This window comes from Azospirillum terrae, from assembly GCF_053470425.1.
Genome location: NZ_JBPXMR010000018.1, coordinates 1 through 16,099, shown reverse-complemented (window position 1 = coordinate 16,099; position 16,099 = coordinate 1). Strand labels below are relative to the sequence as shown.

Here is a 16,099-nt window from a genome sequence, read left to right as displayed (position 1 = left end):
GAAAGAGGGACGGGCCGGCAGCTCCAGGGCTGCCGGCCTTTCCTTGTCGTCAGGGCGCCGGCTGCACCCGCCGGGTGAGGCCGCCCACCAGCTTGAACAGCAGCGCCCGCCCCTCCGGCCCCAGGCCCGGCCCGAACACCGCAGCAGCGATGAAGAGGGCGGTCAGCGCCACCTTGGCGGCGGTGAAGACGGGGGACATGCCGGCGCCGAACGCTTCCCAGCCGATCAGATAGGCAACCGCGGCCGGAGCCAGGATGCTCAGCAGCCGGACGGAGTCCAGCGGCTCCTCGCCGGGGCACAGCCGGCGGCAGACCAGCTCGGTGACGGTGATCTGGAAGATCTCCCGGCCGAGCACCGCGACGGCGGCGCCGAACACCCCCCACTGCCAGACCAGCAGCACCGCCAGCGCCGAGCCCACCGCCAGACTGGCCGCCGAAATCCACGGCAGCACGCCCACACGCTTGGCCTTCATCAGCGACACTTCGGAATGCATGCGCGCACCGTGCAGCACATAGGCGGCCACTAGGAACGGCATGCACGGCAGCACCGGCGCGTAGTCGGCCGACGCGATCAGCCAGAGGATCTCCGGTGCGGTCAGCGCCATACCCAGGGCGGCGGCGGTCAGCACGATGATGAACAGATGGAAGACGAACTCCGACTGCTCGCGGTCGACGGCCTCGTGCTGCGCCTCCAGGCGGCGCACCGACCAGATCTGCAGGAACGACGCGGTCAGGAACATGAACAGGATGGTCGACAGCCGCATGCCGAACGAGAACACGCCGACCGCCGCCGTCGTCATCAGCACGTTCAGCAGGTAACGGGCGACGAACTGGTTGGCGATGTCCAGCAGCGACTGCGGCATGAACGGCAGCCCCAGCGTCACCACGCGCCGGAGGATCGCCGGGGAGAACGCCACACCGGTGACCGCCAGGATCGCCGCCGTCAGCGACAGCCCGAGCACCGCGAACGCCACCCCGTTGGCCAGGAAAATACCCGCCACACCCCACCCCAGCCCCAGCAGGAAGCCCAGGTTGAGGCCGAGCAGCAGCACCGCCTTCGCCACCGACACCAGCAGGCACATGCCCGAACGCTTGCGCGCCCGGTAATAGGACAGCCCCAGCTCGAACAGCATGCTCAGCGCGATGCTGCCGAGCGCCACCGCCACCACCGCCGCGTATGCCCCGTCGCCGAACAGGCCGAGGCTGATCGCCCAGCCCGCCGGCCAGCACAGCGCCAGCAGCCCTCCCGACGCCGCCGTCAGGCCGAGCAGCGTGGTGCTGGCCACCCGCGCCCGGTCGCCCTCGTCCGCGTGCTCGAAATAGACGACGGTGAACGCGTTGTTCATGCCGATCATCAGCATGACCGCCAGGATGTCGCCGACCACGCCGATCAGCGCGTACACACCGAACTCCGACGGCGTCAGCACCTTGGCGTACAGCGGCAGCAGCAACAGGCCGGCGGCCCGGTTGACGATGTTGGCGACCGTGTAGATCCAGCCATGCTTGAGAATCGTCGCCGCTTCGGATGCCATCATCGCTCCTTTGCAAATTGACGCGCACCGGCGGTCACCGTGCCTAGGATTGGGATCGTGCCGCAGCGCGTCAAATTTGCATTGGTCGAAGCCGCGTCTCTTCGGTCGTAGGCGGTGATCGCGACGGCCGCGTTCCCCATTCGCACACCCGGCCGCCGTTTTCGTCAGCGGCTTAGCCAGCCCGGCGCGACCGGAAATCCCTTTGGTGCGGCACACACCACGTCCCGGTGGCCAGCTCCATCGACCGGGTGGGGACGGGGGTGGAATCGGCCGATGGTTACCTACAATTCTCCTGAATTTTTCGCCGGATGCGCCGCGGTTCGGATAGCTCCTTCCCCGATGCGATCACCCCTGTGTTTTCTCATCTATACTCCGGTATTTCCCGAAAAACTGCGGCGTCAACCTTCCGATACACCGCATTACGGCATCCGAAAACACCGCGCCCCAAAGATTACTTGATAGTTAACGGCCCTTATTCTAATTCCGTGTACAACAAAGCAATTGCCGGCAATCCCCCAGGCCATGGTTTCTTCCATGTGCTTGCGGGAACCGGACATAAGACACCCAAGACATGTGCAGAGGAACGCCGCCGCGAAGCAATCGCAGCGGTCGGGATAATATTGTCGAAATACGGGGTGTGTGATGAGCCAGTCCGATCCTGAAGCGGTCTTCGAAACCGCGCCGGTCAAGAAGGCCGGGTGGCCCAGCCCTAGCGTGGGGCTGCTGTTGGCACTCTCCGATGGTCTTGTCCTGGCACTCCTCGGCTGGGTGCTCAGCGGCACGCTGATGCCCAGGGTCCCGCTCGCCGAGGCCGATCTGGCGGAGCGCGCGCTGGTCACCGGCCTGATGCTGGTGCCGCTGGTGAAGTCGGTGTTCGGCATCTACTCGCTCAGCCGCTTCGACTACGCCGAGCGCAGCCGCCGTACCTTCCAGGCCGCCGTGCTGTGTACCGCCGTGCTCATGGTGCCGTTCGTCGTGGTGGAGGGCATCCGCTCCTTCTTCGTGCAGGCGCTGGCGACCTCGCTGGGCGGCTTCGCCATCACCTTCGCGGTCGATTTGCTGCTGGTGCACGGCCTGATGATCCTGGTCCTCCAGTGGCGCACGCCGGTGGTCATCATCGGTGCCGGCGCCCACGGCGCGCTGATGGCCGAGAAGATGCACCGCCTGCCGTGGCTCGGCATGCGCGCCATCGGCTTCGTCGACGACGACGAGGCGCTGTGGAACACCCGCGTTGCCGGCGTGCCGGTGCTCGGCCCGACCAGCCTGCTGCAATCCGCCCCGGCCATCGCCGCGCAGGCGAAGGCCGCCATCGTGTCCGACGTCGGCCGGCATGGCGCCGACCTGGCCGCGCTGCTGAACACCCTGCCCTTCCGCCAAGTGTATTGCGTTCTGGGCGGCAGCACCGTGGCGACGCTGGAGGCGTCGTACCAGAACCTGCACGGCTCGCTGGCGCTGCGCGTCACGCCGCGCTCGACGACCGTCTACCTGCGCATCCGCCGGGCCATGGACATCGTGCTGTGCAGCCTGTTGCTGGTGCTCGTCGCCCCGCTGATGCTGGCGATCGCCATGCTCATCAAGCTGGACAGTCCGGGGCCGGTGGTGTTCCGCCAGCAGCGCTGGGCCGGCGGCAACCGCACCTTCGACGTGCTGAAGTTCCGCTCCATGCACATCGACGCCGAAGCGCAGCTCCAGCGCCTGCTGGACAGCGACCCGCAGATGCGCGCCGAGTACGAGACTTACCACAAGCTCAACTTCGACCCGCGCATCACCCCGTTCGGCCGCTTCCTGCGCAAGACCTCGCTGGACGAGCTGCCGCAGCTGTGGAACGTGCTGATGGGCGACATGAGCCTGATCGGCCCGCGCGCCTACATGCCCAAGGAATTGCCCGAGGTGGGCGAGGCGGCCGCGATCATCGGCACCGTGCGGCCGGGCATCACCGGCTATTGGCAGGTGTCGGGCCGGCACCGCACCAGCTTCCAGGAGCGCGTCGCCATGGACGTGTTCTACGTGCGCAACCGCGGGCTGCTGTTCGATTTCTTCATCCTGTTCAAGACCGCCTTCGTGGTGTTGCGGGGCGAGGGCTCATAGGCCCTCCGCCGGGGCGTTCGTACGTCCGAATTGGGGGTACGCCCCGGTCGCTTTAGCTCTTCCGCGCGGCTTACGCGCCGGGGAGAGCCGGCGGCACTCTGGATGCGGCGCACACGGTGCCGACCCACGCAACGGAAAGCAGCGGCCCGGAGATCATGCAGAAGATCGAGAAGTTCCTGACCGTCCTGGTGGTCATGGCGTTCGGCGGCACCGTGCTGCCGGCACTGGTCGCCAACGGCGCCCTGCCCAAGGGCCCGCTCGACGTCGAGAGCCCCGGCGTCATGTTCATCTTCGCCGGGGTGTACGTCATCATCATCACGCTGCTGTTGTTGCGCCGCGGCGTCCTCTGGCAGGTGTCGACGATCAACCCGGTGTTGACGGCGCTGCTCGTGCTGGCGTTCGTCTCGGCATTCTGGTCGGTGTTCCCCGACGTGACGCTGCGCCGGTCGGTGTCGCTGACCTTCACCACTCTGTTCGGCCTCTACCTCGGCGTGCGCTGGCGGCTGGAGGAGGCGGTGGGACTGGTGGCCACCGGGATCGGCCTGCTGATCCTGATCTCCTACGCCTTCATCGTGGCTCTGCCGGAGATCGGCATCGACCAGGACATCCACCGCGGCGCCTGGAAGGGGGTGTTCTTCCAGAAGAACGTCACCGGCCGCGTCATCGTGTGGTTCTCGCTCAGCGTGCTGTGGCTCGACTGGATGGGCTGCCGGCCGAAGTGGCTGCTGCGTGGTTCGCTGCTGGCGGCGCTGGTTCTGCTCGTCATGTCGCGCTCGGGCACGGGGCTCTTGTCCACCATCATGGTGGCGGTGGTGATGCTGTCGGTGCGCGTGCTGCGCATCAACATCCGCACTCTGATTCCGGCGCTGGCCTTCATCGGCTTCGCCGTGCTGGTGGTGGCGGCGCTGATTTCCGCCGACTTCCGCGAAGCCATGTACATGCTCGGCCGCGACACCACGCTGACCGGCCGCACCGAGCTGTGGCGCTTCGCGCGGGAGATGCTGGCCGACAACTTCCTGCTCGGCTACGGCTACGCCGCCTTCTGGTACGGGCTGTACGGGCCGGCCAGCTACTACACCACGGGCTGGGGCATCACGTCGGTGCACAACGGCTGGATCGAGGTGATGCTGGACGCCGGGCTGCCGGGCCTTGTGATGATGGTCTTCCTCATGGGCCGGCTGCTGTTCGGCGGCGTGCTGGTCGCCCGCTACAACGACTGGCGCGAGGCGCCGTGGATCCTCGCCGTGGCGCTCGGGCTGCTGGCCGTCTCCATCTCCGAAAGCGTGTTCCTCGAACGCCATTCGCTCAACTGGGTGGTCTTCGTTCTGGGCGTGACGCGGGTGGCTCTGCTCCGCCGCCGCACGGCCCAGGCGCCGCGTGGACCGGCTTACGCGCAACAGGGCGTCGGCTACGCCCCGACCCATTGACGACCGACCCAATAAGAAACCAAAGGCCCATCATGACGACCATGCAAGATCAGGTCACCGTCGTGATTCCGACCCGCAACCGGCCGGATCTGGTGACGCGTGCCGTGCACAGCGCGCTGGCGCAAACCTACCGGACCCTCGAGGTGGTCGTCGTGGTGGACGGCCCCGACCCCAGCACCGTCGCGTGCTTAAGCGCCATAGCCGATCCGCGGCTGCGGGTCATCGCCCTGGACTCCAACATCGGCGCCGCCAAGGCCCGCAACCTGGGCGTCGAGCGCGCCCAAGGGTCGTGGATTGCCTTCCTCGACGACGACGACCTGTGGATGCCGGAGAAGATCGCGGCGCAGATGGCGGCGCGCCCTCCCGGCCTGCGCTATCCGGTGATGAGCTGCCGCTGCGAGGTGGTGACGGCGCGCGGCACCTTCGTGTGGCCGCGCCGTCTGGCGACGCCCAAGGACGCCATCGGCGACTACCTGTTCGTCCGCCACGGCCTGTTCAAGGGCGAGACCTTCGCGCCGACCACGACGCTGCTGGCCCCGCGTGAGCTGCTGCTGAAGCATCCCATCCCCGTATCGCTGTTCGACGATTGGGAGTGGCTGATCGGCTGCGGCCGGATCGAATCCTGCGCGCTGACCACCGTGCCGCAAACGCTGGCCGTTCACTTCACCGAGAACAACCGCATCACCCTGTCGACCTGCCACAACATCGACGCCGCGCTGGCCTGGGCGCAGTCCATGCAGTCGCGGCTGTCGCCGCGCGCCTACGCCGGTCTGCTGCTCCAGGCCACCGGCGGCGAGCCCGCCGCGCGCGCCGGCGCGGTGCGCTGGCGCATCCTGGCGCAGGCGATGCGCGGCGGCGCGCCGACGCCGATGGCGCTGGCCACCTTCACCATGCACTCCCTGCTCCCCGTCGCGTTGCGGCGGCGCCTGCGCCAGGCGCTGTTCTCCGCCCACGGCACCACGTGAAAAGGGAGACGACGGGCATGAACCGCAAGCGAACTCGCGTCGCCTTTGCGACGCCCGGAGCCCTGGACGGCGGCGGCATCGGCCGCATGACCGACTACATTGTCGACCAACTCGACCGCCGAGGGGAACGGACCGGCGGCGGCCCGGAAACCCTGGTCCTCGACACCCGCGGCCGCGGCAGCGTGTTCCTGTCGCCGCTGTACCTCGCGGCGGCGCTCGGCCGGCTGGCCCGGCTGCTGTCGCGGGGGGAGGTCGACACCGTCCACATCAACGTCTCCGAGCGCGCCAGCTTCGTGCGCAAGGCGGCGGTGCAGGCCATCGCCAACCTGTTCGGCGCGCCGACCGTGGTGCACCTGCACGGCGCCTCGTTCATCGACTACTTCCACGGCGGGCCGTTCGCCCGCGCCATCTCGCGCTGGCTGTTCCGCCAGTGTGGCCAAGCCATCGTGCTCGGCCATGGCTGGCGCGACTTCCTGGTGGCGGAGGTCGGCATCGATCCGGCCAAGGTGGAGGTGTTGTACAACGCCGTGCCGGACTTCGCGGACTCCGTCTTCCGTGCCGAGCGGCAGCCGCCGCACGCCGGCCGGCCAGCGACGCTGCTGGTGCTGGCGCACCTCAGCGAGCGCAAGGGCATCGGCACGCTGCTGCAAGCCTGCCGGACGCTCAAGGATCGCGGCTTCGCGTTCCGCCTGACGCTGGGCGGCAACGGCGACGTGGACGGCTATCGCCGGATGGCCGCCGCGCTGGGCATCGACGCCGAATGCGACTTCCTCGGCTGGGTGTCGCGCGAGCAGGCGCACGAGTTGATCCGCTCGCACGACGCGCTGTTGCTCCCCTCCACGCACGAAGGGCTGCCCATGGTCATCCTGGAGGCGCTGTGCGCGCGCCTGCCGGTGATCACCACCCCTGTCGGCTCGATCCCGGAGGTGCTGCATCAGCGCGAGACGGCGCTCATCGTCCCGGTGGGCGACCGCGTTGCGCTGGCCGACGCGGTGCAGGAACTGACCGGCGATCCGGCGCTGTACCGCCGGATGGGCGAAGCCGGCCGCCGCCTTTTCGAGGAGCAGTTCACCATCGAGGGGTACTGCGAACGCCTGTGCGCCATCTACGACGCGTTGAACCGGCGCGGCCCGAGCCGGCGGCGGGCCCCCGACACCGAACCGCTGCCGCTGCTGGCGGAAAGCCGCCCACCGGCCGCCGAGGCACCCCTGCCGCGCATGGGGCGGCAGTAGGCCGCTCGGATAACGCCAAGCCGGCCTTAGGCAAACCTGCGTAATCCCATAGCGACGTTGCTGACGGTTTGTGGCCTCCCTAATCTCTGGAAGACTTCAATGCACAATATTCCTGCATTTTCTCAGGGGAACATTATCCGTCCCAGGCCAATGGCGATGCCTTCCAAGAGCAGCAAAAGGCAAGGGGCAGGAAACAGTTTGGCCGCCGAAGGCTCTGCTCAGGGGTGCAGACGATCAGATGACCAGGAGTGGACATGATCTACATCGTGACCCCGGGCGGCACCCGAGAAAAGGGCGGCATGGGGCGGATCGTCGACAACTTCACCAGCGACCTGCGGGAAAATCGGCCCGACGTGCGCTTCAAGGTGGTGGACACCTACGGTCCCGGCAAGTTCCACCTGATGCCCGTCTACTTCCTACTGGCGGTGCTGCGGCTGGGCGCCTGTTTCCTGGCTGGGCGCGGCAACCTCGTCCACATCCACATGGCCGAGCACGGCAGCGTCGCGCGCAAGGGGACCATCGTCCTGCTGGCGGCGCTGTTCCGGGTGCCGGTGGTGCTGCACCTGCACGGCGGCCGCTTCCCGGAGCAGGTGCGCAACGCCGGCCCGCTGACCGCCTGGGCGATCCGCCGCATGGTGGCGCTGTGCCGCGAAACCGTTGTGCTGGGCGACTTCTGGCGCCGCTTCATGGTCGAGGAGTTCGGGCTCGACGCGCGCCGCGTGACCGTGCTGCACAACGCCGTGCCCGGCCCGCGGGCGATCCCGCTGCGTCCGGCCGACCGCCCGGTGCGCATCCTGTTCCTCGGCCGCCTCATCAAGTTGAAGGGCATCCACGTGCTGCTCGACGCCCTGGCCGCAGCCGAGTGCCGCAGCCGCCCCTGGGAACTGGTGATCGCCGGCGACGGAGACCTGGACACCTACCGGCGGCAGGCCGAGGCGCTGGGCTTGGGCGGCCGCGTCCACTTTACCGGCTGGCTCGACCAGGACGGCTGCCGCCGCCAGCTCCTGCAAGCCGATGTGCTGGTGCAGCCTTCCATGTTCGAGGGCCTGCCGATGGCGGTGCTGGAGGCGATGGCGCACGGGCTGTCCATCGTCGCCACCCCGGTCGGCTCAGTGGGGGACGCCATCGAGCACGAGGTCACCGGCCTGCTGGTGCCGCCGGGCGAGGTGCAGCCGCTGACCGACGCGCTGGTGCGCATCCTCGACGACCCGGACCTGCGCCGCCGGCTGGGCGCCGGGGCGCGCCGGAAGTTTGAGACGTGCTTCGACATCGCCGTCTACCGCGAGCGGCTGATCGAGATCTACCGCCGCAACGCCCGCCGCTGGCGCGCCGAACCCGCCATCGTGCCCGCCGCAGCCCCGGACGACGCCTCGATCGGCAGCGCGCGCGGCGCGCGGTCGGGGTGATCGCTGGTCTTTCTTTCCCGCCCGGAGAACAGAACCCATGAAGGAAGCCCTAGGCGCCCTCGTCCGCTGGTCTGGCCTCGACACGGCGATGCGCTTCCTGTGTGCGCGCCGTCGGGTGACCATCGTCGTCTACCACGACCCCGACCCGGCGGTGCTGCGCGAGCATTTGGCGTGGTACGCCCGGCGCTACACCTTCACCACCCTGGACGCCGTCGCCGACGCCATGGACAGCGGCCGTTGGGGCGCCCTGCCGCGCTATCCGCTGGTGGTCACGCTCGACGACGGGCACCTCGGCAACGCCCGGCTGGAGCCGCTGTTCCGCGAGTTCGGCGTGCGCCCGACCATGTACCTGTGCAGCCGCATCGTCGGCACGGCGCGCCCCTTCTGGTGGAAGACCGCCGCCGCCGACCGCATTGGCACCGAAGTGTTGAAGCGCCTGCCCGACCCGGAGCGGCGTCGCCGCCTCGCCGAAGCCGGCGACGACCCTGACCGCGACGGGCACGGCCCGCGCCAAGCGCTGACCTGGGCCGAACTGCGCGCGCTGGGCAGCGTCTACGACTATGGCGGCCACACCCGCCACCATCCGATCCTTCTGCAATGCGACGAACGCTCGGCGGCCCAGGAAATCTGCCTGTGCAAGACCGAGGTGGCAGACGCGCTGAACCGCCCCTGCCACCATTTCGCCTATCCCAACGGCGATTACGGCGAACGCGAAGTGGCGATGATCCGCGCCGCCGGCTACCGGACCGCACGCAGCATCGATCCGGGCTGGAACGGCCCAAAGACCGATCCCTTCCGCCTCAAGGCTTTCCCGGTCAGCGACGACGCCGGCCTCGACTGGCTGGCGGTGCAGGTCACCGGCATTCCGAGCTGGGCGCGCCGGCTGAAAGGCATGTTCCGCCGCGGCGGGGACGAGGGAGCGGCCTATCCCGAACCGGCCGGCGTGCTGGGAGGACCCGGCTGATGCGTAGTCTAGCGGGAGTATAGACTCAACAAAATCGCCTAACACTTAAGGACACTCACCTTATCCAATGCCATCAATGAGTATCATCCTTTGCTCACTCGTTTTCCCTTCAATCAAATGCAATAAATAGTGAAAGAAGAGTGCGAATTTGAGTCGGGTTTGATCGCTCCCAGATTTCCTTAGGAGGTCCCTTCACGATGCCGACCGCCGCCAACATCCAATCAGCCCCCCAGTCGCCCCCCCACTCCACCATTGATCCCGCCGTCACTCAGGCGATCCGTTCCTTCATCGTGGAGAGCTTCCTGCTCGGCCATGACTCCGGGTTCGACAACGCCGAATCGCTGCTGGAATCGGGGATCATCGACTCCACCGGCATCATGCACGTCGTCGCTTTCCTGGAAGAGACGTTCAGCGTCGCCATCGACGACGACGATCTGGTCGCCGACAACCTGGACTCGGTGGAGCGCATCGCCGGCTTCGTCGGGCGCAAGCGGATCCGGATGAACGCAGCCTGACGGCATTCCGACGGGGACGAGCATGGCCTTCCTGGTCCACCACCTCCTGGCCGAGACGGCCCGGCGCGCGCCTGACAAGGTCGCGCTGATCGCCGGCACCGCGCGCCGCAGCTTCGCCGAACTGGACGCCGACAGCGATGCCGTCGCCGCGGCGTTGCAGCGCCAGGGCGTGCGCCGCGGCGAGCGCGTCGCCATCATGCTGGAGAATTCGGTCGAATACGTGATCGCGTTCTTCGGCGTCATGAAGGCCGGCGCGGTCTACGTTCCCGTCAACCCGTCCACCAAGGCCGACAAGCTCGCCTACATCCTGACCGACTGCGGCGTGCGGGCACTGGTGGCGCCCACGGCGCTCGCCCGCAACGTGCTGCCGGCGCTGGCCGAAGCCCCCACGGTGCACGCCACGCTGTGGGTCGGCCCGGTGCTGCCGGCGCTGGATGGTGCGGCCTCCATGAGCGAGGTTCTGGAGGCGCCTTCCACGCCGGCCGATCCCGGCTGCATCGACCAGGATCTGGCGGCGATTCTCTACACCTCCGGCACCACGGGCAAGCCCAAGGGCGTGATGCTGACGCACGCCAATCTGGTCGCCACCGCCCGTTCCATCGCCGGTTACCTGAAGAACACCCCGGACGACGTGGTGCTGAACGTGCTGCCGCTGGCCTTCGGCTACGGCCTGTCTCAGGTGACCACCTCGGCGTTGGTCGGGTTCACGCTGGTGCTGGAGCGCTCCTTCGCCTTCCCGGCCGACACGCTGAAGCGCATGGTCGAGCACCGCATCACCGGCCTGCCCGGCGTGCCCACGGTGTTCGCCACGCTGCTGCAAATGGACGCGGCGAAGGACGCCGACCTGTCGTCGCTGCGCTACCTGACCAACGCCGCCGCCCCGCTGCCGGTCGCGCACATCAAGCGCCTGATCGAGCTGTTCCCGCAGGCCGCCTTCCACTCCATGTACGGCGCCACGGAGTGTTCGACGCGCATCGCCACCCTGGACCCGGAGCGTTTGTCCGACAAGCCCGGCTCGGTCGGCAAGGCGATCCCCAACAGCGAAGCGTATGTGGTGGACGAGGCCGGCAACCCCATCGCTCCCGGCGAGGTGGGCGAGCTGGTGGTGCGGGGCGCCAACGTCATGCGCGGCTACTGGAACCGCCCGGACGCCACCGCCGAGCGCCTGCGCGGCGGCGCCTATCACACCGGCGACCTGTTCCGTACCGACGCGGAGGGCTTCCTGTATTTCGTCGCCCGCAAGGACGATGTCTTCAAGTGCCGCGGCGAGAAGGTCTCCCCCAAGGAGGTCGAGAGCGTGCTGTGCGAGCTGGACGACGTCGCCGAGGCCGCCGTCCTCGGCGTTCCCGACCCGGCCGACGGCATGGCGGTGAAGGCGGTCATCGTGCCGCGCGACGGCGCCGTGATCGCCCCGGCCGCCGTGATCCAGCACTGCCGGGGCCGCCTGGAAGGGCACATGGTGCCCAAGTTCGTCGAGTTCCGCGCCGAGCTGCCGAAGACCGAGTCCGGCAAGCTGAAGCGCAGCGAGCTCGCCATCCCCGCCTGACGGCCATCCCGGACCAGGAGAACCTCGCCCATGTGTGGAGTCGCCGGTATCATCGCGGGTCCGCGTGCCGAGCCGCCGTCCCTGGACGAACTGCGGCGCATGATCGCCATGCTGGGCCACCGTGGCCCTGATGGTATCGGCCTCTATCGCGACGAGCGCGTCGGCTTGGCGCATTCGCGCCTGAGCATCGTCGGCCTGGCCGGCGGCTTCCAGCCGATCCACAACGAAGACCGCACGGTCTGGATCTCCTTCAACGGCGAGATCTTCAACCATGTCGAACTGCGCAAGGAGCTGGAGGCGCTCGGCCACCGCTTCTACACCGCCACCGACACCGAGGTGATCGTCCACGCCTATGAGGAGTGGGGCACCGCGACGTGGGGCCGGCTCAACGGCCAGTTCGCCATCGCGCTGTGGGACACCATTGCCCGCAAGCTGTGGCTGGTGCGCGACAAGCTGGGCATTCTGCCGATGCAGTTCGCCCGCGTCGGCGAGCGCATCGTCTTCGCGTCGGAGGCCAAGGCGCTGTTCGCCGGCGGCGGCATCGCCCCGCAATTCGATGGCGCCCACCTCGCCCAGGTGTTCACGCAGTGGACAGTGGCGCCGCAGGGCACCGTGTTCGCCAGGGTGCACATGGTGCCCGCCGCCACGGCGCTGTGCATCGACCACGCCCTGACCGTCACCGAGGAGCGCTACTGGGCACCCAACCTCGAAGGCGACCCGGATCTCGCCAACCTGTCGCTCGACGAGGCTGCCGAGGCGCTGGGCGAGAAACTGTTCGACGCGGTGAAGCTGCGACTGCGCGCCGACGTGCCGGTCGGCATCTACATCTCCGGCGGGCTGGACAGCTCGGTCATCGCGGCGCTGGTGCGCTGGGGCAAGCAGGGGCACGTGCACTCCTTCGGCGTGCGCTTCGCCGACCCGGCCTTCGACGAGACCGAACAGCAGCGCCTCGTCGCCGGCTTCACCGGCACCGAGCACCACGACATCGTCTGCGGCCCGGCCGAGATTCAGGCGGCGCTGCCCGACGTGGTCTGGCACGGCGAGATGCCGCTGGTGCGCACCGCCCCGGCCCCGCTGTTCCTGCTCTCCCGCCTCGTGCGCACCAGCGGCATCCGCGTCGTGCTGTCCGGCGAGGGTGCGGACGAGCTGCTCGGCGGCTACGACATCTTCAAGGAGGACCGCATCCGCCGCTTCTGGGCGCGCCAGCCGGACTCCGCGCTCCGCCCGAAGCTCTTGGGCCGCATCCACGCCTTCGCGGCGATGAACGGCGCCAAGGACAGCCGTCTCTGGCAGTCCTTCTTCCGCCGCGGGTTGAGCGACGTGGACGACCCGTTCTACGCGCACCGCATCCGCTGGCAGAACACCGCCTGGACGCTGCGCCTGCTCGCCCCCGACGTGCGCGCCGCAGCCGACCCAACCCGCATGGAATCCGACATCCTCGCCCACCTGCCCGAGAGCTGGCAGAGCTGGAACGCCCTGTCGCGCGCTCAGCTGGTGGAGATGGACAGCTTCCTCACCCCCTACCTGCTGTCCAGCCAGGGCGACCGGGTGGCGATGGCCAACTCCATCGAGGTGCGCTACCCGTTCCTCGACCCCGACGTGGTGGATTTCTGCAACGCGCTGCCGCCGCGCCTGAAGATGCTGGGCTTACGCGACAAGCTGCCGTTGCGCCGCATCGCCAAGGATCTGCTGCCGGCCGAGATCGGCCAGCGGCCGAAGCGCCCCTACCGCGCGCCGATGACCACCGCGCTGTTCGGCGCGAACGCACCGGAGTACGTGCGCGACCTGCTCAGCGAATCCATGCTGACCCGCTATGGGTTGGCCGACACCGCCGGCGCGTGCGCGCTGGCCGCCAAGGCGCACCGCCAGGACGGCCGCATGGCCGGCGAGCGTGAGGAGATGGCCCTCGTCGGCATCCTCACCCTGCAGATGCTGGCGCATTCCTATGGCGACACCTTCCGCCAGCGCGCCGCGGACCGGCTCGCCGCCCTGGAAGACACGCCGATCCACGTGCTCGAAGACCGGATCGGGGCAACCCACGTGGCGTAATCGTCCCTGCCGACGGGCTGGATCTGTCTGAAACGCGAAAACCTGGGAAACACCGACATGCTCAAGGACCAGACTGTGTTCGACCGCCGCGCGCTGGAGATCGACTACGCCGCGGCGGCCCGCGAGATCGAGGAGTCCATCCGCGCCATCGTCGCCACCGATCTGCGGCGCCAGGGTGTCGTGCTCGGCGTGTCGGGCGGCATCGATTCGGCCGTCTGCGCGACGCTCGCCGTCCGCGCGCTGGGGCCGGAGCGCGTGCGCCTGCTGCTGATGCCCGAGAAGGAATCCTCGCCCGACAGCACCCGCCGCGGCCGCCTGCTGTGCGAGGGGTTGGGCGTCGAACCGGTCATGGAGAACATCACCGCCCCGCTCACCGCGCTCGGCTGCTACGAGCGCCGCGACAGCGCCATCCGCCGTCTGTTCCCCGAATACGGCCAGGGGTGGAAGCAGAAGATCGGCCTCGCCGCCGGCCTGCTCGACCACGACCGCGTCAACTACTTCACCATCACCGTGGAATCGCCGGATGGGCAGCGGCAGACCAGCCGCATGCCGGTGGACGTCTATCTCACCGTGGTCGCCGCCACCAACCTGAAGCAGCGCGTGCGCAAGACCATGGAGTACACGCACGCCGACATGCTGAACTACGCGGTGCTCGGCACGCCGAACCGGCTGGAGTACGAGTTGGGCTTCTTCGTGCGCGGCGGCGACGGCCTCGCCGACCTGAAGCCGATCGCGCACCTCTACAAGACGCAGGTCTACGCCATGGCGGCGCACCTCGGCGTGCCTGCGGACATCCGCAACCAGGCGCCGAGCACCGACACCTACACCCTCGAACAGAGCCAGGAGGAGTTCTACTACGCGCTCCCTTACGACCAGCTCGATCTGGCGCTGTGCGCCTACGGCAACGGCGTGTCGGAGGAGGCCGCGGCCAAGGGCCTGGGCATCGCGCCGGAGCAGGTCGCCCGCGTCTACAAGGACATCACGCTGAAGCGGCGCACCTCCGCCCGCATCCTGCGCGACGCGGTGCTGGTGCAGGACGTCGAGGTCGAAGGGCTCGCCGCATGAGCGTGCTCGCGCGTGCCCGTCAGGGCATCGCCCGCTACACCCCGACCGACCGCCCCGACCTGGAAGCCTTCCAGCGCGAACAGTTCGGGGATGGCACCCTCCAGACCGACTGGAAGCATTTCCGCTGGGCCTACGAGGAGGTGCCGACCCCCGACCCCGAAGGCGTGCAGTTCTGGGTCTGCAAGCGCAACGGCGCCGTCGTCGGACAGCAGGCCGGCATCCCCTTTCGCCTGAAGCTGGGAGAGAGAGTATGCCGCGCCTCCTGGGCCATCGACCTGATGGTGGCGCCGGAATGGCGGCTGCGTGGCGTCGGTCCCGCGCTGTCGGAGATGCACCGCGCCGCCAATGAGGTGGCGATCGGCATCGGCATCTCCGACTTGGGCTACAAGGCGTACAAGAGCGGCGGCTGGCTCGATCTGGGCGGGCTCGCCACCTTTGTGCGGATCATCGACCCGGTGCCCTGCGTGCGGGCCAGCAAGCATGACGGGGCACTCCCCCGGCTGGTGGCGGCGTGCGCCAAGCCCCTCGCCGCCGCGGCGTCGATGGGGTTCGCGGCGCTCACCCGCGCCCGCTTGTCGGAGGTGCCCGCCTTCGACAAGCGGGTGGACGGGCTCTGGGAGGATGCCTCGCGCCACCATCCGGTGATCGCCGAGCGCACCTTGCGCTTCCTGTCCTGGCGCTTCGACCGCAATCCCGGGGCCGGGCGGTTCCGGCGGCTCTACGTTCTGCGCGGCGGCGAGTTGATGGGGTATCTGGTGTTGCGCGCCGAACCGTGGCGTGGCGCCACGGTGGGCGTGGTGCTCGACTACTTCGCCCGTCCCGGCTGGGCGGGACCGGCTTTCGCGCTGGCCGTCGAGTTCGCCCGGCGGGAGGGGCTGGCGGCGCTCCTGTGCCGGACGCTCAACGCGAAGATCGAAAAGCCGCTGATCCGCATGGGCTTCCTGTGCCTGCGCAACGGACTCAACATGCCGACCCGGATCATGGCGCGGCCGGGGCCGGGCGGCGAGGGGCTCGCCGACATTTTGGGCAACCCGCACCACTGGTTCGTCACCGCGGCCGACAGCGACGTCGGCTTCGCCGAACTGAAATCGTAGAGGAGAGGCACACCGAGTTCACCTGACCCCGCCCCTCTCCCCGCCTTCCCAGGTGGCGGGGGTGCCGGGGCCGCCCGGTCCCGCGCGCGAAGCGCGGGAGGGCGGGGCCGGGTGAACCAACACACCGAAAAACACACTCCAACGCCGCCGCTCGCCCCACAAAAAAGGGGCGAGCGGCGGCGTTGGGGTGTCGAGCGAAGCGAGCGTTGATCCGGGT

General features: G+C 68.7%; 12 protein-coding genes. 11 read left to right on the top strand and 1 reads right to left on the bottom strand.

The window, feature by feature from the left end; translation table 11 throughout:
- Window positions 1-49: 49 nt before the first annotated feature.
- Window positions 50-1,531, bottom strand: coding sequence for a lipopolysaccharide biosynthesis protein (locus ACSVDD_RS27030; protein WP_448192534.1), 1,482 nt, complete (start codon window positions 1,529-1,531; stop codon window positions 50-52).
- A gap of 642 nt (window positions 1,532-2,173) precedes the next feature.
- On the opposite strand from ACSVDD_RS27030, the gene ACSVDD_RS27025 reads away from it, so the two are divergent.
- The 11 genes from ACSVDD_RS27025 to ACSVDD_RS26975 all read left to right on the top strand — a co-directional run bounded on the left by ACSVDD_RS27025 (window position 2,174) and on the right by ACSVDD_RS26975 (window position 15,882).
- Window positions 2,174-3,619: an exopolysaccharide biosynthesis polyprenyl glycosylphosphotransferase gene (locus ACSVDD_RS27025; protein ID WP_448192533.1), complete on the top strand. Its 1,446-nt coding sequence runs from the start codon at window positions 2,174-2,176 to the stop codon at window positions 3,617-3,619.
- A 116-nt stretch (window positions 3,620-3,735) separates the two neighbouring features.
- Complete coding sequence (locus tag ACSVDD_RS27020; protein ID WP_448192532.1) at window positions 3,736-5,046, top strand: O-antigen ligase family protein; 1,311 nt, start codon at window positions 3,736-3,738, stop codon at window positions 5,044-5,046.
- 32 nt (window positions 5,047-5,078) lie between these two features.
- Window positions 5,079-6,011 (top strand): glycosyltransferase family 2 protein, encoded by a 933-nt coding sequence (locus ACSVDD_RS27015; RefSeq protein WP_448192531.1) that lies wholly within the window; start codon window positions 5,079-5,081, stop codon window positions 6,009-6,011.
- Between the two features lie 17 nt (window positions 6,012-6,028).
- Window positions 6,029-7,243, top strand: a complete 1,215-nt coding sequence (locus tag ACSVDD_RS27010; protein ID WP_448192530.1) for a glycosyltransferase family 4 protein — start codon at window positions 6,029-6,031, stop codon at window positions 7,241-7,243.
- A 254-nt stretch (window positions 7,244-7,497) separates the two neighbouring features.
- On the top strand, window positions 7,498-8,649 hold the full coding sequence (locus ACSVDD_RS27005) for a glycosyltransferase family 4 protein (RefSeq protein WP_448192529.1): 1,152 nt from the start codon (window positions 7,498-7,500) through the stop codon (window positions 8,647-8,649).
- Between the two features lie 37 nt (window positions 8,650-8,686).
- A complete protein-coding gene (locus ACSVDD_RS27000) occupies window positions 8,687-9,613 on the top strand; it encodes a polysaccharide deacetylase family protein (RefSeq protein WP_448192528.1) in 927 nt (308 codons plus the stop codon).
- A gap of 197 nt (window positions 9,614-9,810) precedes the next feature.
- Complete coding sequence (locus tag ACSVDD_RS26995) at window positions 9,811-10,128, top strand: acyl carrier protein (protein WP_448192527.1); 318 nt, start codon at window positions 9,811-9,813, stop codon at window positions 10,126-10,128.
- 22 nt (window positions 10,129-10,150) lie between these two features.
- Window positions 10,151-11,674: a class I adenylate-forming enzyme family protein gene (locus ACSVDD_RS26990; protein WP_448192526.1), complete on the top strand. Its 1,524-nt coding sequence runs from the start codon at window positions 10,151-10,153 to the stop codon at window positions 11,672-11,674.
- 30 nt (window positions 11,675-11,704) lie between these two features.
- On the top strand, window positions 11,705-13,723 hold the full coding sequence (asnB, locus tag ACSVDD_RS26985) for an asparagine synthase (glutamine-hydrolyzing) (protein ID WP_448192525.1): 2,019 nt from the start codon (window positions 11,705-11,707) through the stop codon (window positions 13,721-13,723).
- Between the two features lie 57 nt (window positions 13,724-13,780).
- Window positions 13,781-14,788, top strand: coding sequence for an NAD(+) synthase (gene nadE / locus ACSVDD_RS26980; RefSeq protein ID WP_448192524.1), 1,008 nt, complete (start codon window positions 13,781-13,783; stop codon window positions 14,786-14,788).
- Complete coding sequence (locus ACSVDD_RS26975) at window positions 14,785-15,882, top strand: GNAT family N-acetyltransferase (protein WP_448192523.1); 1,098 nt, start codon at window positions 14,785-14,787, stop codon at window positions 15,880-15,882. The genes nadE and ACSVDD_RS26975 overlap by 4 nt, the downstream gene beginning before the upstream one ends.
- The last annotated feature ends 217 nt before the right edge of the window (window positions 15,883-16,099 follow it).

Excerpts from the sequence above, each read along its gene's own strand:
- ACSVDD_RS27030 (WP_448192534.1), bottom strand. The coding sequence starts at position 1,531 with ATGGCATCCGAAGCGGCGACGATTCTCAAGCATGGCTGGATCTACACG.
- ACSVDD_RS27025 (WP_448192533.1), top strand. The coding sequence starts at position 2,174 with ATGAGCCAGTCCGATCCTGAAGCGGTCTTCGAAACCGCGCCGGTCAAG.
- ACSVDD_RS27015 (WP_448192531.1), top strand. The coding sequence starts at position 5,079 with ATGACGACCATGCAAGATCAGGTCACCGTCGTGATTCCGACCCGCAAC.
- ACSVDD_RS27010 (WP_448192530.1), top strand. The coding sequence starts at position 6,029 with ATGAACCGCAAGCGAACTCGCGTCGCCTTTGCGACGCCCGGAGCCCTG.
- ACSVDD_RS27005 (WP_448192529.1), top strand. The coding sequence starts at position 7,498 with ATGATCTACATCGTGACCCCGGGCGGCACCCGAGAAAAGGGCGGCATG.
- ACSVDD_RS27000 (WP_448192528.1), top strand. The coding sequence starts at position 8,687 with ATGAAGGAAGCCCTAGGCGCCCTCGTCCGCTGGTCTGGCCTCGACACG.
- ACSVDD_RS26995 (WP_448192527.1), top strand. The coding sequence starts at position 9,811 with ATGCCGACCGCCGCCAACATCCAATCAGCCCCCCAGTCGCCCCCCCAC.
- ACSVDD_RS26990 (WP_448192526.1), top strand. The coding sequence starts at position 10,151 with ATGGCCTTCCTGGTCCACCACCTCCTGGCCGAGACGGCCCGGCGCGCG.
- asnB (WP_448192525.1), top strand. The coding sequence starts at position 11,705 with ATGTGTGGAGTCGCCGGTATCATCGCGGGTCCGCGTGCCGAGCCGCCG.
- nadE (WP_448192524.1), top strand. The coding sequence starts at position 13,781 with ATGCTCAAGGACCAGACTGTGTTCGACCGCCGCGCGCTGGAGATCGAC.
- ACSVDD_RS26975 (WP_448192523.1), top strand. The coding sequence starts at position 14,785 with ATGAGCGTGCTCGCGCGTGCCCGTCAGGGCATCGCCCGCTACACCCCG.